Raw genomic sequence first — 20,860 nt, 5'->3', positions numbered from 1 at the left:
AATTCTCAGTGTCTATAAACTCTTTTACTTTTTTTATGTATTTTCTCTTATTAAAAAAGAACCACCAATAATAAAAAATTATCTATACTCTTGGATAATAAAAATTAATACATTTGCGAAGGAGAACATATGAAATCTAGTGTAGTACAAATAGTAATTAATCTATATATAGGTTTAATTGGATTATTTTATATAGGAGTTATGATTTTAAAAAAAGTATATGAATTAGAACTTATAAGAGAAGATTTATATTTTTATTTACTAATAGCTATTAGTTTTGGCATTTTAATTAGCATATTAATCAATACTAAAAAAAATAGTATAATAATAATATTTTTATTAACCATAATACTTATTTTATTTACAATATCTTCCAGATATGCTTCGAAATATATCTTATTAGAATCTCCTTCTGGAAAACATAAAATTATAGCTCAAAACACTCTTGTCGGGTTTGAAACTGGTGCCACTAAGTTTTATAGAGTGCAGATGCTTATTTTTAAAAAATATCTAAACGCAATAATACTTGAAAAAACCGGTGGGGTAATAATAAATGACAAGTTGACAACACTACAGTGGATAAATGAGGATATACTAGAAATTAGATTTAAATATCACTACAATAATGAATTACATATATATAAAGTGAATTTTAATACAAATAAAATTTCAACAGATATAAGTATTTTACGTTAATTTTCTATTATTATATGTAATTTCAATGTTTATTTTTAAGAATAGGATATACGTTCTAGTTTCATATTAATTTTTAATAAGGTGAAGTTATGTTTGAATTATTAAATAGTCTTAGATTGTAATTATAAAGTTGAGGAGAAACTATGAAAGCGGTTCTTGTAAATATAATAGAAAACCTATATATAGCAATGATCGGAGTATGTTATATTATAGTAATGATTTTAAGAGAAGTATACAAGTTAGTATTAATAAGTGAAGAGTTATATTTTTGTTTAGTAGTAGCTTTTGGTTGTGCAATAGTAGCTCAATATATAAGAAAAAATAAAATAAATAAAAAGGTTGCTATGACAATAACCATTTTTTCACTTGTAGTATTTGTATATATAATAATAGGAGTATTTGAAATGAGTACAAGGCAAATTCAAATACAGTCACCTTCAGGTGAATATGAAGTTCTAACAAAGTATACTAGTGCAGGATTTGAAACTTCATCTTCTGATTTTTACATAAGGAAACTATATTTATTCAAGAAATATGTAGGGAGCATATTAATAGAAAAATGGGGAGATATAATGATAAGTGATCGCACAAAATTAGAATGGATAAACGAAGATGTACTAGCTATAGAGTTTAGCCATCCTTCTGGTAAATTATATAAGTTTAAAATAGACTTTAATAAAAGCTCATTTATAGAATATACAAATCCTTATTATTAGATTAGCTTATCTGTGCTTTATTTTGATTCCTGATTTTACCCTAGACGAGTTGTGAAATAAGAGTCTAGGACAAGATTAGCTGTCGGACAATGAGCCACTAATAGGAAAATGAGTGTAAATTATGAGCAGTTTAAAAGTATTTAACTGTCCGATTGATGCTACTACAAGCTTCTGAAATCTGTTTTCGGAAGTAACCTTTTGCTAATGACTTATTTTAGACGGTAGGCGATTAAACGCAGTTGCAATCTTATTTGATAATCTTCTTTTGACAGATATAGGAAAAAATAGTATCATTAAGGCATAAATTGGATTATTAGCGGGGGTGAAGTTTGGTGAAAATTATTCATACAGGGGACTGGCATATCGGTAAACAAGTTAACGGCTTTCATATGACAGAAGACCAAGCATTTGTGATGGAGCAAGTGTTTGAGATTATAGAGGAAGAAAAACCAGAAGCATTTGTGATAGCAGGAGACTTATATGACAGATCGGTACCTCCTATAGAAGCTGTAGAGCTTCTTAATAGAGCCTTAAATAAAATTGTGAGAGATTTAAATACACCTGTTATTGCTCTGGCAGGCAATCATGATGGGAATGAAAGACTTGAATTTGCCAGTGAGCTTTTAACAAACAGTGGACTACATATAGGCGGACTTATTAAAAGACAATGTAAAAAGGTTGTATTACAGGACGGACATGGTCCTGTTAATTTTTATCTGATTCCTTATGCACCGCCGGCCGTTGTAAGAGAACTCTTTGAAGATAGTGCCATAAAAACCCATGATGATGCTATGCGCAAGATTATAGAATCAATTCATGAAGAAATGGACGTTAATGAAAGAAATGTAGCAGTAGCGCATGGTTACATTACTTATAGAAGTGATAAAGCCAAAGAAGAATGCGACTTAGAATTTAGTGATTCTGAGATAGGTGGGATAGATCTTATTAATGCATCCTATTTTGACAGATTTAACTATACGGCACTTGGGCATTTGCATGGGCCTCAAAAAGTAGGCAGTGATAAAATCAGATATTCGGGGTCACTTCTCAAATATTCTTTTTCCGAAGTGAATCAAAAAAAGGGTCTAACGATAGTTGAAGTGTCAGAAGATGGCAGTGTTCATGTAAGACTTAAAGCGTTCAAACCCAAAAGAGACTTTAGAATACTTAAGGGTAAAATGGATGATCTACTTAAAGAAGAAGTTTATACACTCGGTAACCGGGAAGATTATATTAAAGTGGTGTTAACAGATGAAGGGGAGCTTATAGATCCGGTAGCTAAAATTAAAGGAACCTATCCTTATTTTATGGAACTCCAAAGAGAGAACAAAATAGCAAGAGAGAAAGCGACCAATATCGCAGCAGATTTTAGGGACAAGACAAGGCTTGAACTTTTTAATGACTTTTATAAGGATATGAAGGGCGAGGAATGTTCGGATGAGGCTAGGCGGCTTATGGAAGACATCATTCATGAGATAGAAAGGGAGGGTGATGGGCTATGAGACCTTTAAGGCTTGTTATAAAAGGCTTTGGGACGTATCTAGAAGAGCAGGATCTAGACTTTACGCTTCTTAAGGATAAAAATATATTTGTTATAACAGGGGACACCGGGGCCGGAAAAACTACTGTCTTCGATGCCATTAATTATGCTTTATACGGAGATGCCAGCGGCAAAGAACGGGAGGGTATCTCGTTTAGAAGTGACTTTGCGACACCAGAAGAAGAGACTAAAGTAGAACTTTGGTTTGCCCTAAGAGATAAAGAATATTATATCAAAAGAGAGCCTTCTTATTTAGAAAAGAAACTAAGAGGTGAAGGCGAAAAAGAGCATAAAGCCTACGCAGAGCTTCAACTTCCAGACGGCAAAGTGATAACAGGTATTAAACCTGTTACAGCAGAAATCGAGAAGATCTTGGGTATTAACAAAGATCAATTTAGGCAGATTGTAATGATTCCTCAAGGAGAGTTTAAAAAACTCCTAACAGCAGATAGCCAGGAGCGAGAAAAGATTTTCAGAAAGATATTTGGTACAGAAGTTTTTGAGAAGATCCAAAACAGAATGAATACCGAGGCTAATGAACTGGATAAAGAAGTAAGGCTTAAAAGAAATGAAAGAGATGCTAAACTAAGAGACTTTGACTGCAAGGAGTCTGATGAAGAACTCTTTAGAATACTTCAGTCTAGTGGTATGAATCTAGAAGAAGTTTTTAAAAGAGCCGAAGACGTTATTAAACAAGATATTAAGCTTAAGGAACAAATAAGTGAAGAAGTTAAAGAGATTGAACTGGCTATAGAAAAGCTTAATAAAGAACTCGTTCAAGGGGAAAACATTAATAAGAAGTTTGAAGACCGCACCAACTGCCAAAAGGCACTTAAGCACCTTGAAGATGACGTTGAGGGATATAAAGCCAAAAGGTCTGATTTAGATAAAGCAAGGAAAGCTTTAACAGTAAAAGGTTTTGAAGAAAAGTGGGCAGTGAAGCATGCTGCTTTTAAAGTACAAGACGAGGCACTAAAGGTTACGACGAAAGAGCGCATCAAGCTAAAAGAAGACTATGATAAAGCTGTGCAGCAACTAGAAATAGAAAAAGCCAAAGAAACTGAGAAGAAGCAGCTTGAAAAAGCGCTTAATGAAGCCGAAAAGCTAAAAGGTAAAGCACAAAAATATGATACCAGTAAAGAGCTTGCATCTAACCTTCAAAAAGAAGCAGAACGTTTAAAAACATCTTTAACTGAGCTAAACACACAGATTGATAAAGACGAGGCAACGGTTAAAGTCATCGATGAAACAATGCAAAAGATAACAGAAGCTGAGAAGGATAAGCTGCAGCTTGAAGCTTTACTTAAAGAGCTTAAAGTAAAAGATGAGGAACTAATAACTTTAAAAGATTTGATAGAAGGCGTAGAAAAGAAGCAAGAAGAACACGCTGCATTAAAAGTAACGTTTAATAGTATTGATCAAGCTTTTGAAGCTGCTAAGAAGCAATACGAGACGGTTGAAGAGATCTTTAGAAGAGGACAAGCAGGGCTTCTTGCACAATCTCTCAAAGAAAATATCCCCTGCCCAGTATGTGGATCCCGGGAACACCCCCGCCCAGCCGTTCTGCTGGATGAGACGGTTGATGAAAAAGCTGTAGACACAGCGAAACTCGCTTATGAAGCAGCCCGTACTACAAGAGATGACTGTCTAAGTAAACTTACAACATTAAACACAAATATTACACTGGCTTTAAGTGAGCGTATTAATCCGCTTATTAAAAAATTGCTTCAGCTAGAAGAAACAGCGTCTCTTCAAGTGGCTTATACGGAAGTAAAGATGTGCATCAGTCAAAATAAGCAGCTTATAGTGGGGCAAACGGATCGTTTAAAAACATTGGAGACACAGATTCTTCAAAAAGCACAACTTACGGCATCCAAAGAAGCGCTAAATCAAAAACTTACAGTGAGTAAAGAAGAATTGAAAAAACAAACAGAAAGCTTTACTGCAAAACAAGGGGACCTAAGTGCAGCTAAAGAACAGCTTAAAATGATAGAGGAAGAGTTTGAGGGGAAAGTTAAAACCTATTCGGAGATTTTAACTGAAATGTCTAAGGTGCAGACCAAACTAGAAGGACTAAGTAAGGCTTACAAGCTAGCAGAAGAAAACTATAACAAACTAGCAGCTTCACTTGGCGAAGCAGAGGGCAAACTTATCAGTATTCGTACTAATCTTGATGCAGCCCAAAAAGAAAAAGAAGAAGCTGCCGAGCTTTTTAAAGATAAAACGCTTGTGCTAGGCTTTGCAGATTATAAAGCATACAAAGCAAGCTGCATGAGTGAAGAAGAGATTGCACTTTTGGATAAAGATATTCAGCAATTTGATGCGAGGCTTGAAGCTGGCAGGAAGCTTTATGAAAAGGCTTGTGAAGAGGTTAAAGATCTAAGTGTGATAGACCTTAATCTTATTAAAGAGAACTTAAAGTTAACTACTGCAAAAAAGGTTCAAGTGGTAGATCAGCAGCAGCTTCTTTTTGCTAGAGTACAAAGCAATGAGAAGGTGTTAAAGGATGCTAAAGTGCTTAGTGATAAGATTAAAGCAAAAGAAGATAAATACAGATTAGTCGGCGAGCTGGCTAAAGTAATGAAAGGGGATAATACTTACAGGATCAGCTTTGAGCGCTATGTACTGGCAGCTTATTTTGATGATATTGTAGAGGCATCTAATGTGAGATTTGGTAAAATGACGGGTGGCAGATTTGAGTTGCTGCGAAAAACTCAAAAAGGCGATGCTAGAAGTCAGCAAGGGCTAGACTTAGAAATAATGGATAACTATACGGGTAAAGCAAGGTCAGTAGACACTCTATCAGGTGGGGAGAGTTTTAAGGCATCACTGGCTATGGCACTTGGGCTTGCAGATGTGGTACAGTCTTATGCGGGAGGGATACAGCTGGATACAATGTTTGTAGATGAAGGTTTTGGGACTTTAGACCCAGAGTCTCTAGAAAGTGCCATAAACTGTCTAGTAGGTCTTCAAAAAAGCGGCAGACTGGTAGGTATTATTTCGCATGTGCCGGAGCTTAAAGAAAGAATAGATGCAAGGCTGGAAGTGACCCGGATTGTAAGAGGTAGCAGGGCCATCTTTAAATTATAAGAGAGTCATGATTGTGGGATGGCTTAAATATGCTTTCTAAATGTTTAATAAAATCTTTATTTGGTATATAATATATAAAATAGTAATGGATCATAAAGCACCTTAGGGTGCTTTATTTGTGAAAGAGGAATTTTTGTCTTGCAAGCTATGGAGCCGATTTTCCTGTTTCACAAGCGCGTGCATTCTTTGCACGGGTTTGTGCGCTGGATAGAAAAGGAGATTATAAAGTGGCAATTACATTAGACGATGTCTTCGAACAAGCAAGCAGCGAATTAGTTTTTAAAAGGGGCCAGAAGTACTATCAAAACGGGCACGTTGGCAAGAGTACTGTAACCCAGTTAAAAGATGGTACGAAGGTAACTGCAAGGGTAGAGGGAAGATATGATGATTATCAAGTGAATATCGAAGTAGATGAACGCGGCAATATACTCTTTGATTGTGAGTGTCCGGCTTATTATGAATATGATGGTGCTTGTAAGCATTCTGTAGCACTGATGCTTAAGTATTATTATGAGATTCAGTCTGCCCCAAAAACAGAAATACAAACTCATTTATGGGGTGGTATTGAAGAAGACAGATACTCAAAAAGCCTGCTTGCTTACTACGAAGACCAAATTATGCGGGAGCAGGAACTAGAAGTAGGAGCCCATCCAACACTCAAAATTTATCCTAAACTTATCGAAGATTATCAAAATGCTTTTTTATTAGGTATGAGTGTAGGGGATAAAAAAGCTTATGTGGTTAAGGATCTTTATGAATTCACAGATAACATGCTAAAGGGCAATAATGTAAGTTATGGTAAAAGTTTAGAATTCATTCATGATATCAGTTTATTTGAAGAGAGTGCTAGAGCGCTTGTTACATTTATCATGGATAAAACAGTAGAGTATATAGAAGTTTTAAAACAAGTGGGTATGTATAGAGGCTTTAATAAAAATGACCGTAAAACAATTCCTTTAGGAGCCAAGGCCTTTGATGAGTTTTTTGACTTGGTAAAAGGGACAGAAGTTGAGTTTGTTGGCAGCAGCTCTTATAAAAAAGTTCAATGTATTGAAGGTGATCCGGTGTTTACTTTAAGTCTGATTAAAGAAGAGCCTTATTATCACCTTACCACCTCACTTTGTGCATATCGTCCTATTTTATGTTCAAACAATAAATATCTTTTAGTTGAAGATAAACTTTACCGTTTAAGTGAAGGCTTTGGTAAAGATGTTTTTCCGGTACTTGTTTATATGCATGAAGGTGGCAGAACCAAAGAACATAAACAACTTTACTTTACGGATAATTTAATCAAACGATTTATGCTTACAGCCTTATCCAAGGTTGAAAAATATCTGCCTGTTGTGATAGAAGAACATATAAGAGAAGAAGTTACACCGGAGCATGCCAGCATTAAGATTTATTTAGATATGGACGGCGAGGGTAGCATTATTGGAGATGTTAAGATTGGATACAAAGGCTTTAGTTTCAATCCTTATAAAAAGCCGACAGAAGAAGAGCGTATAAAGATCAGCCAGCTCGTAAGAGATGTACAAAGTGAACACCGTTTTAATACAGTGCTTAGAAACTATGATTTTCGTTCATTTCAAGGGAAGATTTATCTAAAAGAAGAAGAGGATATTTATCATTTTCTAAGAAAGGGTATAGGGGAACTTATTGAAGTCTGTGAAGTTAATGTAACAGATAAACTCAAAAATATGCATGTTGTTAAACCTTCCATAGGGCAGGTAGGTATTCGCATTGAAAATAATATGCTCCATGTAGCTTTAAGAGATGTAAGTATGCCTATGGATGAAGTAGAACAGGTACTAAATGCCTATAAGACAAAAAGTAAATATTACCGTTTAAAGGACGGTTCATTTATAGATATAGAAGATGCGGGTGTAGGAGAATTTGCAAATATTATAGAAGGACTTGGCATAACCGGAGAAGACTTGCAAAAGGGTGAGGCGCTCGTACCTAAATATCGCGCACTTTATCTGGATCAGCTGCTTAGGCAGAATACAGAAATAGAGATTAATCGTGATAAGTACTTTAAGCAGATTATCCGGGATGTTAAAAATGTAGAAGATGCCGACTATGAAGTGCCAGGAGAGATAAAAGCTACCCTAAGAAGCTATCAAAAAAGAGGCTATAGATGGCTAAAGACAATGGCACACTATGGTTTTGGTGGGATACTTGCTGATGATATGGGACTTGGAAAAACCCTTCAAGTGATCACCCTCATTGCCTCAGAACTAGAAGATAAGCTGCTGAAGCCTTCTCTTGTAGTGTGTCCTACATCTCTAACCCTCAACTGGGAAAATGAAATTCAGCGTTTTGCGCCACATCTTAAAGCTCTTGTAGTAGCCGGGAATATAGAAAGCAGAAAGGCGCTCTTTGATGAGATTGAAGGATATCATATTGTTATTACTTCTTATGAACTGCTTAAAAGAGATATTGAATATTATAAGGAGATAGCTTTTAGATACTGTATTGCAGATGAAGCACAGTATATTAAAAATGCCAACACCTTAAATGCTAAAGCGCTCAAACTCATACAAAGTGAAATAAGCTTTGCTTTAACGGGAACGCCTATTGAAAATTCACTGGCAGAGCTTTGGAGTTTATTTGATTTTAGTATGCCGGGCTATCTTTTTAATTACAATCAGTTTAAAGGGAAGTACGAAATGCCTATTGTCAAAAATCAAGATGAGATAGCTACCATGCGACTCAAAAAGATGGTTTCGCCATTTATTCTAAGAAGGCTAAAAAAAGATGTACTTAAAGAGCTTCCAGATAAAACAGAAACTGTTATTTATAACAATATGGAAGATGCTCAGAAAAAACTTTACCTGGCTCATCTTGCAAAGGCCAAAGAAGAACTAGATCAAGAAGTAGACCAAAAAGGTATGGCAAGAAGTCATATTAAAATACTCTCCCTGCTTACAAGACTAAGGCAGCTTTGCAATCATCCGGCACTTTATCTGGAAGACTATGTAGGCGGCAGCGGTAAGCTTGAACAATGTATGCAGATTGTAACTGACAGTATAGAAGCAGGTCATAGAATACTGCTCTTTTCTCAGTTTACCTCGATGTTAGATATTCTTTCAAATGAGCTTACGGCGCGCAACCTTCAGCATTTTATGCTGACGGGTAAAACGAAGGTTGAAGAGCGCATGCATATGGTCAATGTTTTTAATACCACAGAGGTACCGGTATTTTTAATCTCCCTTAAAGCCGGTGGTACGGGTCTTAACTTAACAGGGGCAGATGTTGTGGTCCATTATGATCCGTGGTGGAATCTATCCAGCCAAAATCAAGCTACAGACAGAGCCTATCGTATTGGACAAAAAAATAATGTGCAGGTTTTTCAGCTTATTACGAAAAAATCTATAGAGGGAAAAATTAAAGAACTTCAAGATAGGAAAATTGGGCTCACCGAGAGTGTGCTTCAAGAAGGGGAGAATCTCATTACTAAGATGAGTGAAGAAGAGCTTCGCGGGTTGTTTGAAATCTAGGAGGTGATTGAATAAGTCCGTGGGGGCAGGGGTGGTTTTTGCCGTTCCAGCCTACCCACCAGACTGTTCACAAACTACAATCTATAGTTTTCTACAGGTCCGCAGGGGAATTTTAGGGTTCTCCAGTTGCTCGCTTGCGTATTTCTAAAAATCTAAGCACTTTCTTTAAATGAACGCCGCAAACTCGCTGCGCTCAAACAGTGCGGCTAAAAGCCATTTAAATAAACTGCTAAGATTTTCTATACGAAATACTCCAGAGGCAACTTCCAAATCCTAAAATCTCCCCTGCTAAGCTTTGAATTATTTAGGTTTGAATTAGTTGGAGGACAGTCTGCCACTGCTAAACCCGTGTCGCGCCTAAAACTACTCCCGCCGGTCCGGCTATATTATGAATAATACGAATCGCAGGCTAATCTACTAGGTGATAGGTACTATAAACTACGTGTGTGCTGCTAGATTATAAGCACTGCAAACTTGCTGCTCATCTTAGAGAATGAGTTCTGCGATGGTAGAATTGTAAATGCAAGAACAAAAAACTCTGATAACAAGCTGGCATCTTTATCAACATACGCGCCCGAGGTGAAAATTTTAGTCTCATGCGACAAAGCCTAGCGTAGATTTTAAAATATATTTACAGTTGAACAAGACTAGCTTGGTGGGCTGGGGATGTTTTTTAGCTCGACTCGGGTTTGGCTGTGGGTAGGCGGGAGAGATAAAAAACATCCCCAGCATGCCAAGCGGACCTTAACATTCGGATGCTATAAATTTCAAAAGAAAAAGCTATATAATGAATTAAAATAAATGAGATATAAGGAGGAGAAAAGAATGGGAGAAAAAATGGAAAGAGGAACGGCCTGGGAGCTGCTTTGCGAGTATAATCAAAGTGAAGCACTTAGAAGGCATGGGTTGGCGGTCGAGGGAGTTATGAGACACTTTGCGAGACTTTATGGTGAAGACGAAGAGGTATGGGGTGTTATTGGACTTCTTCATGATTTGGATTATGAAATGTATCCAGAGGCGCATTGTGTAAAGTCTCAGGAGCTTATGAAAGAACGGAATGTTCCGGAGAGTTATATAAGAGCTACAGCTTCTCATGGTTATGGGATTGTAGTAGATATTAAGCCAGAGACAAATGCTGAGAAGGTACTTTATACGATAGATGAACTTACAGGACTTGTTGCAGCGGCAGCACTTATGAGACCGTCTAAGAGTGTGATGGATTTGGAAGTAAAATCTGTTAAAAAGAAATTTAAAACAGCGAGTTTTGCAGCTGGTGTGGACAGACAAGTTATCTTAAACGGCTGTGAGATGTTGGGGAGAAGCTTGGAAGATATCATAGAACATACTATATTGGGAATGCGGGAAGTACACGAAAGCATTGGTTTATAAAAAACACAAAAAAAGGTGAGTTATACCCATTTTATGTGGAAAACCTGTGCATAACGCTTGAATTACAAGTGGATTATGTGGATAAGTTGATTTTTTTCAGCTTATAGACGAAAAAGACATGGTGTATAAAAGTTACCCGTATAGAAGAATAACAAGAGGTGAAGATAGCTGCAAGACAACTAGCTTCACCTCTTTGGGTTGTTGTTGATAAATTATAAAATGTGCAATAAGGTTTTATAGACTGATACGCCTAAGTGATTTTAGACCATACCGTAAAAGGCCTATTGCTAAAATAAAGGTGGCAGTCAATAAGGAACCTAAAATACCAGAGGTACTTGTTCCGAGTTTTTCTATGTAGCGGATTGGAGTCATTGGGGATTGATCTATTTTAAAAGTATAATCAGGGAGAATTGCAAAGTGCTCCTGCAGAGCCTCTGCTTTATCGTATAAAACACCTTCGGATTGGACTTCTTGGGTACCAGTTATTTTTGATATTGCCCATTCTAGTCCATCAGGATTTGAGGATGCAAAGAGAGAAAAGACTCCGCCGACGATGAAAGTGCAGAGCATGCAAACAATAATAAGTTTTTTCATTTTGAGCTTTGGAAAATTATTAGAGGCAGCATCTACGAGTCTGGGGTGAGATTGGTGGATAAAAATGAGTACAGTTGAAATAATTGCGCCTTCTACAATACCGATCGCAAGATGGATAGGCTGCATAGCTAGCAAAAATTCACTAAAGAGCATAGTTGTTCTGCCGGATATCAGTGTCTGCATGACCACACTAAAGGCGCCAAGCTGTAAACCGATGATAGAAGAAAGCATAGCGGCACCAATAAGTTTCTTTTTAGAAAAGCCGTTATGCAGCATAGGTTTATAAATAAGGGGATAGGCTATAAAGCAAGTATAAAAGCCAAGATTAAAAACGTTACAGCCATAGGCAAGAAGACCACCATCTGCAAAGAATAGGGATTGAACGAGTAAAATAGCACCCATTGCCAAAAAGCCTGCATAGGGACCAAGTAGGATTGCAAGGAGCATACCACCGCCTAAATGGCCACTTGAACCAGTGCCAGGGATGGTAAAATTGATCATTTGAGCAGCAAAAACAAATGCGCCTATGACGCTCATAAGCGGAAGTTTGTCTTGTAAATCTTCTTTTGGTATCTTTTTAAGAGAATAACCCATAATAGTCCCTGTTGCGGTGAGCATAGTTGCAGAGACAAGGGGGGAAATGAGTGCATTAGCCATATGCATGAATATCAGCTCCTTAAATTATTATTTTTATACTCTATACCAATATATTAGGACTATAAGATAATCATGTATAATATTTACAAACAATTTAAAATGACGTTTATCGTATGGAAATATGCAAAAATATGAAGGAATAGCTTATCAAAATAGTGACTAGACTATGAGTGAATATTGGATACAGGTGTGAATATCTAAGGAGAAATGTGAATAACATGTGGATAAATGGGGGTAAAACACGAAAATATGTGGATAAGTGTTTATAAACAATAAGTTTAGAAGACAATACCTAGTGGGATATGCTATAATAAAAAAAGTTCAAAATGGGAGGGATAAAATGCTTATTTTAAAAGAAAGAGTGCTTTATAAGGCTGTGAAGCTTTATATTGAATACACTCAAAAAGGAGATATTACGCTCTATACCTTGGTTATCGATACACAAGGCGGAGAACAAGTTAATGTGTATGCCCATGATGCAAAAAGAATAATAGATTTTATATTTGATTCTATTATTGCGGAACTCAATAATAATCCTAATAAAGTAATAGATCTTAATTATATTATTAAAATGGCATATGAATAAAAATTGCTCCTTTAGGGATGTTAGATAGTAGACAACCTAAAGGAGTTTTTTAGATAAAGAGCAGTAAATGATTATGAGGAGGAAGAAATGCTATTAGATTATACAAAGAAAGAACTTGAAGAGCTGGGTAAAATATATGGGATAAAAGGTATTTATAAGCTCAAAAAAACAGAACTTATAGAAATTTTACAAACCTATATACCTGCTAATATGGCCAATGTACTTGTGATGCTCACACCAGAAGAACTAGAGGAGTTTGAAGCCCTTATAGCTAAAGATAAATATGTTAAGGGGAAGCCGGATATATTACAGGATTATAATCTCTTAGATACAGCCCTTGTGGAACTTATAGAAACCAAGAAGGGGCTTAAATTAACGGTTGATTTAAGGATTAAAGAAGGTTATAAAAAGTTAGATATGATAACCATAAAGGAACAAGCAAGAGCAAACGACAGTATAAGAACTCACATTATGGGCCTTCTTAACTTATACGGAGCTGTTGAAATAAGATGGGTATGTGAGCTGTATACCAGTTATCATCATGCGCAATTAGATGAAAAACAGGTTATAGACTTTATGGAGAAAGACAGAACACTTTCAGATAGAAGTAAGGTTGTAGACAACTATATCGTAGAAGAGATGATCTATAGTATAGATGAAAAAAACTTTTATGAATTTATCCGCTTAACAAAAGACAAACAGTATTACATACCAGCTAAGAACTATATTGAGCTTGTTAGTGACGAGTTGTATTATGATAATACGCTGCAAGTCCAGATGCTTATGAGCTATCTAAGAAAAAACTTTACATCAGATGAAACAATTATCGAAGAGGCTGTCCTTGCTATTATTATGATTGCAAGAGTGGATTGTAATGAAGATGGAGATACAATCAATATAATGCTCGAAGAGTGGGCGGCTATAGGAATTGAAATCCAAGATTTTAAGCAGGAGAATGAGGCGGTTAAACATATTCTTAATGTTATAAATACAACAAGAAAGTGGATTAATAAAGGATATACTCAGGCAGAGCTAAGTGTGGGCAGCTTTAGTAAGCGAGAAGATAAGATAAGGGTGCTGGATGTGGGTAAAAATGCATTGTGTTCTTGTGGAAGCGGTAAAAAGCATAAAGACTGTTGTGGCAAAGCAAGGTAAAAGCGGACTGATATCAAGTATAAGGAGGTGACGCTATGCGCTATGTAATAGTGTGTGTAGTGCAAGGAGAAGCTGGAGAATTTAATAACCAAATGAGAAAAGAAGTCTGGGAAAAATTAAAAGCGAAGTCCTCTAAGCTGCCAGCTCATTTTACGATCAAGGCCCCTTTTGAATATGATGGTAAGATTACAGAACTAGAAAACACATTAGAGAATTTTTGCAGATACGAAAAAGCAGCACCCTTTAAGCTGGATGGCTATGGGCACTTTGGTAACCGGGTGGTTTATATGCATGTAGATATGTCTATGGAGGGACAAGTCCTTCATGATAGGTTAATTGATGTTATGAGTAAGGTGCCGTATATAGACTTTGATAAAAAAGATGGCAAGGATAAAACGTTCCATGTAACAGTAGCCTCAAAAGGCATACAGCCGATCTTTGATCAATTGTGGCAATATGCAAATAGCAGACCTTGCCACTTTAGTTGTATGTTTGATAATATCACTATTTATAAGTGGCAAGATCATACTTGGCAGGTGCATAAAAGCTATCACTTAAACTAAAAGGTAAGTTGTAAAAAGGTGTTTTAATAACCAGACTTTTTGCAACTCATTTCACTAATTTGAACTTTAAAAATAGTAACAGCTTCAATTTGTTTGGGGCTGTATGCGTAGCTCTTATTATCAGTGTACTGGCGCATGATAATATCCAGGGCTTCTTTTTTATCTAGAGGATCTTCGACCAGAGAGACTTTTCCTAAACCTATTATGCTTATATATTTCATACTGCAGTTACAAGCCAGATCTTTTATTACGAGCTCTGTATCTTCTTCAATTTCAAAACAGACATTAGGGTTTTTACTGATAATGTCTATTTTTTTGCCTTCTTTTGCAGAGTGGAAGTAGAGACAATTATCCTTATAGCCAAAATTCATAGGGACAATATAGGGGATATTTTCTAGAGAAAAACCCAGTCTGCAAATAGCTGCGCGTTTTAAGACAGCTTCTATTTCTGATAGATCTTTGACTTCTTTTTCACTTCTTCTCATAACATGCTCCTTTAACAAAAATTAGATTTATTTATTTAGTTCGATTATACATGATTATTATTGGCGTGTCTTCTGGATTTTGCATCTTCTGATATTATAAGGAAAGCATACAAAAACTATAATATTTAGCGTAGATGTTAAATATTATAAACTATATTAATGAAGATTAAATTAAAGTTATAGGCGAAGAATAGCGAGGGGGTTATTTATGGTATTAAACTGTGCACATAGAGGGGCAAGTGCTTATTATCCAGAAAACACAATGCTGGCATTTCGTAAAGCTATCGAACTTGGGTGTGATGCCATCGAGACAGATATACACGTTTCAAAAGATGGGAGGCTTGTACTGATTCATGATGATAAAGTAGACAGAACAACCAATAAGAAAGGTGATGTCAAAGATTATACCTTTAAAGAACTTGAAAGGATGGGAGTTCCAAGTTTAGAACAACTTATCGTACTGGCCAAACGGTATGGGATTATTTTAAATCTGGAGCTTAAAAGTGGGCCTGAATGGTATGACGGGATTGAAGAAAAAATTGTCGAGGCGGTAAAAAGGTATCATATTATCGATACTACCATTATTTCAAGCTTTAATCACTACGCCTTAGTAAAATGCAAGGAGCTTTGTCCGCAGATTCAAATCGGGCTGATTTATGTAGAAGCTATTTATAAGCCGGAGAAATATTGTGAGTATGCAGGAGCAGAAGCCATTCATCCATTTTATCTCACCTTAACCAATCAAGAGGTAGAAGCGCTGCACGGTGCTGGGTTTAAAGTGCGGCCATTTACGGTCAATAGTGAGGGGGCATTAAGACGGATGATTGAGATGGATGTAGATATGATTATTACAGATTATCCAGACCGTTTAAAGCGTATTTTAAAGGGGTATAAGATGATGTCTTTAGAAACAGTTTACGTAACTAGTAAGATTGACAGTATGGCAGGGCGCAATACATTAATATGAGATAATAGGAAACCTTAGTACACGTAGGAACGATTGATCTTCTAAGGGAAGTGATCAAAGTTCTAATGGGGATATTGTTGTAGCGTCAATTAATAGGTGCTATAATTTTATTTAGAAGATCATTAAAAGTGTTAAGAGAAGGAACGCAAACAATGAAAATTATTGTAATAGATGGACAGGGCGGCAAGATGGGTAAAATGATGGTCGAACAAATCAAAAAAAGAATGCCAGATTTAGAGCTTGTTGCGATTGGCACAAACAGCATTGCCACGGCTGCGATGCTAAAAGCGGGCGCAGACCATGGCGCGACAGGAGAAAATCCTGTTGTATTTAATAGCAAATCTGCAGATGTTATCATAGGCCCAATTGGTATTGTTGTTGCAAATGCGCTCTTAGGAGAGGTCACCCCCAAGATGGCTCAGGCTGTAGGGGAGAGTGATGCCTACAAGCTTTTAGTGCCTGTCAATAAATGCAGGCATATTGTGATCGGTAAACAAAATCTGTCGCTTTCAGAATACATTCTGCTTACTGTAGAAGAGCTTATGCAAATTATTAATCATTAGTCCTAAAAACAAGATCGGCTGATTGTTCAATCTGCATGGCTGTAAAATAAGCATTTTCTAAGGGAATCCACTCTGCCACGAACCTTTGATGAAGACGAGGTCCGCTGCGCTGAAGAATACGTCTGCTCTGAGAATCTGCGTCAATGGACATAAATACCTTTAGCTGATACATCTCACATAGGAATGGATGAAGGCTATAGACACCCTCGATGATATTGATATTCTTTGGGTGTACAGTTACATATTCAGTTAATTGACCAATAGAGCAGTCGTAGATTTGATAAGTAAAAGTCTGCTTTTTATCAAGCTGATTAGCTACTTCTTCTTTAAAACGCACATAATCTACATTGCCGCCAATTTCGGCCAGGCGTTCTTTTGTTTTTTGCTCCGGTCGCAGAAAGAAATCATCCATATGAAAGAGGTTGCACTTATAAATCCCGCCAAGTAACGCCGCTAGTGTACTTTTGCCGCTGCCACTATTACCATCAATGCCTATAGTAACTGCAAGTCGGTCTTTGACAAGAGTATCTATAGCGCAAAAGAGGTTAAGGTAATCTGCAAACTCTTTTTTTACAATACGGTAAGAAGGATTGTAATATTGTCTGAAAGTATTGCTGTGATGGGTAGGGGGATAACCCTGATTTTTATAATCATCAAGATAGCCTTTCACTTCTATATAACTAAAAGGGATTTCTTCGGTCTTACAGCAAGAGAGTAGTGTGTTCAGCTTGCCTTCGAATGAAGATACTGTTCCTTTAATCGTATTTGCAGTATAGATAAACAAACGATTCAATGTTTCTAAGGATAAGGTACAGTGCTTAAGCGGTGCAAGATGCAGCCGGCATAGGCCGCTGCCGATATCCTCAAATAAATCCATGTCAAAAGAGGAAACTTCCGAGGAAGTTTCCCATTCTTTTTGCAGCCTTTCGAGGCTGCTTTTTTCATCTAAAATCATATGTTCCCCTGCAAATTCATTTTGATAAATCAGTTTGACAAGGTCCTGTATTTCTAAGTGTGGATATTTTGAGATATGTCTTAACAATAATTCCTTCATTCTTACCCCCATTGCATATCACAAGTGTTGCTTGTGATACTGCCACAAATGAAAAGTTGAAAGTGTTTTTCTTTCAACCTTTTAACCTAGTTTCTCGAGTAAATGTACTTTTTTTAATGTTGTTAAAATAATCGGTATTAAGATGAGCTGGATAATGATACCTGGGAAAGCAGTAATAAAGGCGCCAGATATAAAAGCAGGCCATGCATAAGAACCGCCAGCCATGCCTAAGAAGACAACATTTGCAGCACCCATTACAATACGGCCGGCGAGCATTGCTATTAGAAGTGCAATCAAAACGTTTATTTTCTTGCTTGCTAAAAAGCCAGCAACAGCGCCGTAAGCTGCAAGTTCAAAAGCCATAGACGTAGCCACAGGGAATATTGGCGGCATACCGGTAATCATGCTTCCTAAAAAAGGTACAAAAATGCCTACAACAAGTCCGTATTGCCATCCGCAGATAAAGCCGCATAATAATACCGGAATATGCATGGGTAAAAAGATGCTTCCAGCCAGTGAGAAGGTGTGGAATATCATAGGGATAATAACCCCAATTGCAGTAAATAACCCGGATAATACTAATTTGTTAATTGCTGTTTTATTCATTTAGATCCTCCCAAATATAAAAGTACCACAAAAGTGGTCGACTTTCCTTGGGAAAGCAGTATACCTTCGTGGTATTATTTTTTATATATTTATTCAATACATTAGTGTGTCAGCTTCGGCCGACGGATATAAAAAGTATATCAGGAATAGTATAAGGTATCAAGCGGATCAATAGATTTAATTTTACAAAGATTTAATCTGTATTTTAAGTATAATGCCCCATTAAAGTAGTATAATATTTTAAAGGTTAAATCAACTTATATTTAAAGGTTTAGGAGGAGAGCTTATGGTACTGAATTTTGCCCATAGAGGTGCAAGTGGTTACTACGCAGAAAATACGATGCTTGCTTTTGGAAAAGCTGTTGAAATGGGATGTGACGGTATTGAAACAGATGTGCATCTGTCAAAGGATGGTATTCCGGTGCTTATTCATGATGAAACAGTAGATAGGACAACTGGTAAGAAAGGCTATGTAGAGGATTATACTTTTAGTGAACTTGCAGAAATGGGCATACCTTCTTTAGAACAGTTGATTGTACTTGCGAAAAGGTGCAATGTCTGCTTAAATATAGAAATCAAAAATGGACGAACATGGTATGAGGGTGTGGAAGAAAAGGTAATAGAAATCCTTAAAAAGCATAAGATGATTGATAAAACCATTGTATCGAGTTTTAATCATTATGCTATGGTGAAATGTAAAATGCTTTGTAAAGAGCTGCAGACAGGTCTTTTATATGTAGAAGCGCTTTATAAGCCGGAAATGTATTGCGCTTATGTAGGTGCAGATGCTATTCATCCAAACTATATTGTCTTAAACAAGCAAGTTGTTGAAGATGTTCATAGAGCTGGATGTAAGGTAAATCCTTATACGGTGAATAATGAAGGAGAAATGCTTGCATTAATAGAAATGGGCGTAGATATGATTATTACTAACTATCCGGATCGTTTAAGTCGTATTTTAAAGAGATAAAAAATCTATTTAGGGGATAGAAATATGAATCAATTAAATTACAAGAAGACTTTTATATTAGGATTTGGTTTTTTTGCGATTAGCATTACATGGTCAGTCTATAATGCATTTATGCCTAAACTTTTAAGTGAGTTTATTACAAGCTCGGCAATGATTGGATTTGTGATGACTTTTGATAATTACTTTGCACTCTTTATGCAGCCGGCAATTGGCATCTATAGTGATAGAGTGCGAACGAAATGGGGACGGCGAATGCCTTTTTTAATGATAGGTATGCCGCTAGCTGCTTTATTTAACCTGCTTATTCCTAATTTTAGCGGACTTATAACGCTGATTTTATTTTTAGTTTGTATGAATATAAGTATGAGTATTTTTAGAACTCCCGTTATTACGCTTATGCCAGATTTAACCCAAATAAAGCATAGAAGTAGGGCCAATAGTATTATAAATTTTATGGGAGGATTAGGAGCGCTCACTGCTTATATAGTAGGATCTAAACTTTGGACAATTAACTTTAAACTGCCTTTTTACCTTTCGGGCGTATTGATATTAGGTTCTTTTATTATTTTGTTTCTCTTTATTAAAGAAAAAAGAGATGTCATTCATTATGAGCAAGCCCAAGAGAAGGTTAACGTTAAGGATGGACTCAAAAAGGCTGCACATAATGCTAATGTCCGCTATATGCTTTTTGCAATCTGTGCTTGGTTTATTGGCTATAATGGTATTGAAACATTTTTCACTTTATATGGAGAGAGACACTTAGGTGTAGAAGTTAGTGAAGCGTCTTTTGCATTAGCTTTTATATCTCTTAGTTTTTTGATATGTGCGCTGCCAGCTGGGATCATAGGAAGCAGAATTGGTAAGAAAAAGACAATCAGAATAGGCATTGTGGGAATGATACTTTGTTTTTTAGCACTAACTTTTTGCAAAACAATGCTACCAGTCTATATTCTATTTATAATACTCGGGGCATGCTGGGCTATGATTAACATTAACTCCTATCCTATGCTTGCAGAAATGGCACCGGATGGTTACCTAGGAACGTACACTGGATTATATTACTTGTTCTCATCGCTAGCTAATATTGTCTCACCACCACTTTTGGGATCTGTTCTGGATGGGATAGGCTATAAATATATGTTTGGGTATGGGTTTATGTTTTTTATAATTGCACTCATTATGTTAAGTAATATAAAGTCCAGCGAAAAGCTTGGCAACGTAATAAATACATAGCTAGAAGAAGCAAAACACCAAGGGCCTGCAGCGGTCCTTGGTGTTTTGCTTCTTCTAGCTATTATATAGAGAAAAACTATGGAGAAGTTAGGTTTACACAAGATATTAGAAAATCTCAAAAAAAGTTTAAAAAAGGTGTTGACATATCGGCTAAACTCGTGTAATATTATACAAGTCGCCACTAGTTAGCGGCACAAACGAAAAGGCCTTAGGGTCTTGAACATCAATAACTTAATGAACTTTGAAAATAGAATAGTAACCATAAAACCAGTCGATTCAAAAGAATTTCTTTATTGAAGTTCGAATCAAGTACATGTACTTTAAGTACAACGTACAAGTAATTAAGTCAAATACAACGTAACAGTTGTAGGACAAACTTTTATATGAGAGTTTGATCCTGGCTCAGGATGAACGCTGGCGGCGTGCTTAACACATGCAAGTCGAACGGACTAAGAGAGCTTGCTCTCTTAGTTAGTGGCGGACGGGTGAGTAACGC

17 protein-coding genes and 1 rRNA gene are annotated in these 20,860 nt (G+C 36.5%); 14 read left to right on the top strand and 4 right to left on the bottom strand.

The window, feature by feature from the left end:
• The first annotated feature begins 129 nt into the window (after positions 1-129).
• The 6 genes from BN3326_RS07025 (at position 130) to BN3326_RS07000 (ending at position 10,931) form a co-directional block, all read left to right on the top strand.
• Positions 130-696 (top strand): hypothetical protein, encoded by a 567-nt coding sequence (locus BN3326_RS07025; RefSeq protein ID WP_069998488.1) that lies wholly within the window; start codon positions 130-132, stop codon positions 694-696.
• Between the two features lie 143 nt (positions 697-839).
• Positions 840-1,412, top strand: a complete 573-nt coding sequence (locus tag BN3326_RS07020; RefSeq protein ID WP_069998487.1) for a hypothetical protein — start codon at positions 840-842, stop codon at positions 1,410-1,412.
• A 332-nt stretch (positions 1,413-1,744) separates the two neighbouring features.
• A complete protein-coding gene (locus tag BN3326_RS07015; protein ID WP_069998486.1) occupies positions 1,745-2,914 on the top strand; it encodes an exonuclease SbcCD subunit D in 1,170 nt (389 codons plus the stop codon).
• Positions 2,911-6,042 carry an AAA family ATPase gene (locus tag BN3326_RS07010; RefSeq protein WP_069998484.1) on the top strand — a complete coding sequence of 1,044 codons (3,132 nt, stop codon included), beginning with the start codon at positions 2,911-2,913 and terminating at the stop codon, positions 6,040-6,042. The genes BN3326_RS07015 and BN3326_RS07010 overlap by 4 nt, the downstream gene beginning before the upstream one ends.
• 227 nt (positions 6,043-6,269) lie before the next feature.
• Entirely contained in the window at positions 6,270-9,542 is a 3,273-nt protein-coding gene (locus tag BN3326_RS07005) for a DEAD/DEAH box helicase (RefSeq protein WP_069998482.1), read from the top strand.
• A gap of 825 nt (positions 9,543-10,367) precedes the next feature.
• A complete protein-coding gene (locus tag BN3326_RS07000) occupies positions 10,368-10,931 on the top strand; it encodes an HDIG domain-containing metalloprotein (RefSeq protein ID WP_069998480.1) in 564 nt (187 codons plus the stop codon).
• A 234-nt stretch (positions 10,932-11,165) separates the two neighbouring features.
• On the opposite strand, the gene BN3326_RS06995 is transcribed toward BN3326_RS07000, so the two are convergent.
• Positions 11,166-12,188 carry an energy-coupling factor ABC transporter permease gene (locus BN3326_RS06995; RefSeq protein WP_069998479.1) on the bottom strand — a complete coding sequence of 341 codons (1,023 nt, stop codon included), beginning with the start codon at positions 12,186-12,188 and terminating at the stop codon, positions 11,166-11,168.
• A gap of 334 nt (positions 12,189-12,522) precedes the next feature.
• Between BN3326_RS06995 and BN3326_RS06990 the strand changes: the two genes are divergently transcribed.
• The 3 genes from BN3326_RS06990 to BN3326_RS06980 all read left to right on the top strand — a co-directional run bounded on the left by BN3326_RS06990 (position 12,523) and on the right by BN3326_RS06980 (position 14,486).
• Complete coding sequence (locus BN3326_RS06990) at positions 12,523-12,768, top strand: hypothetical protein (protein ID WP_069998477.1); 246 nt, start codon at positions 12,523-12,525, stop codon at positions 12,766-12,768.
• Positions 12,769-12,855: 87 nt separating this feature from the next.
• Positions 12,856-13,923 (top strand): YecA family protein, encoded by a 1,068-nt coding sequence (locus BN3326_RS06985; RefSeq protein WP_069998475.1) that lies wholly within the window; start codon positions 12,856-12,858, stop codon positions 13,921-13,923.
• Positions 13,924-13,958: 35 nt separating this feature from the next.
• Positions 13,959-14,486 (top strand): 2'-5' RNA ligase family protein, encoded by a 528-nt coding sequence (locus BN3326_RS06980; RefSeq protein ID WP_069998473.1) that lies wholly within the window; start codon positions 13,959-13,961, stop codon positions 14,484-14,486.
• Between the two features lie 23 nt (positions 14,487-14,509).
• On the opposite strand, the gene BN3326_RS06975 is transcribed toward BN3326_RS06980, so the two are convergent.
• Positions 14,510-14,971: a pyridoxamine 5'-phosphate oxidase family protein gene (locus BN3326_RS06975; protein WP_069998470.1), complete on the bottom strand. Its 462-nt coding sequence runs from the start codon at positions 14,969-14,971 to the stop codon at positions 14,510-14,512.
• Between the two features lie 208 nt (positions 14,972-15,179).
• Between BN3326_RS06975 and BN3326_RS06970 the strand changes: the two genes are divergently transcribed.
• Both BN3326_RS06970 and BN3326_RS06965 read left to right on the top strand, forming a co-directional pair.
• A complete protein-coding gene (locus BN3326_RS06970) occupies positions 15,180-15,938 on the top strand; it encodes a glycerophosphodiester phosphodiesterase (RefSeq protein ID WP_069998469.1) in 759 nt (252 codons plus the stop codon).
• A 152-nt stretch (positions 15,939-16,090) separates the two neighbouring features.
• Positions 16,091-16,501, top strand: a complete 411-nt coding sequence (locus tag BN3326_RS06965) for a DUF3842 family protein (protein WP_069998468.1) — start codon at positions 16,091-16,093, stop codon at positions 16,499-16,501.
• Here BN3326_RS06965 and BN3326_RS06960 read toward each other — a convergent pair.
• Together BN3326_RS06960 and BN3326_RS06955 are read right to left on the bottom strand one after the other, a co-directional pair.
• Positions 16,491-17,555 carry a uridine kinase family protein gene (locus BN3326_RS06960; RefSeq protein ID WP_069998466.1) on the bottom strand — a complete coding sequence of 355 codons (1,065 nt, stop codon included), beginning with the start codon at positions 17,553-17,555 and terminating at the stop codon, positions 16,491-16,493. The two genes, BN3326_RS06965 and BN3326_RS06960, sit on opposite strands and share 11 nt — an antisense overlap.
• 81 nt (positions 17,556-17,636) lie before the next feature.
• A complete protein-coding gene (locus tag BN3326_RS06955; RefSeq protein ID WP_069998464.1) occupies positions 17,637-18,161 on the bottom strand; it encodes an ECF transporter S component in 525 nt (174 codons plus the stop codon).
• A gap of 286 nt (positions 18,162-18,447) precedes the next feature.
• Here BN3326_RS06955 and BN3326_RS06950 point away from each other — a divergent pair, with 286 nt between their 5' ends.
• From BN3326_RS06950 to BN3326_RS06940, 3 genes are all read left to right on the top strand, one after another.
• Positions 18,448-19,131 carry a glycerophosphodiester phosphodiesterase gene (locus tag BN3326_RS06950; protein ID WP_069998462.1) on the top strand — a complete coding sequence of 228 codons (684 nt, stop codon included), beginning with the start codon at positions 18,448-18,450 and terminating at the stop codon, positions 19,129-19,131.
• 24 nt (positions 19,132-19,155) lie between these two features.
• Positions 19,156-20,364 (top strand): SLC45 family MFS transporter, encoded by a 1,209-nt coding sequence (locus BN3326_RS06945; protein ID WP_069998461.1) that lies wholly within the window; start codon positions 19,156-19,158, stop codon positions 20,362-20,364.
• Between the two features lie 379 nt (positions 20,365-20,743).
• Positions 20,744-20,860: ribosomal RNA gene (locus BN3326_RS06940) — 16S ribosomal RNA — on the top strand; the annotation flags it as partial.

Origin of the sequence: Cellulosilyticum sp. I15G10I2 (assembly GCF_900095725.1) — a bacterium.
Lineage (GTDB): Bacteria > Bacillota > Clostridia > Lachnospirales > Cellulosilyticaceae > FMMP01.
The sequence above is the reverse complement of the archived record's forward strand: the minus strand, read 5'-3'. Positions and strand labels throughout refer to the sequence as shown.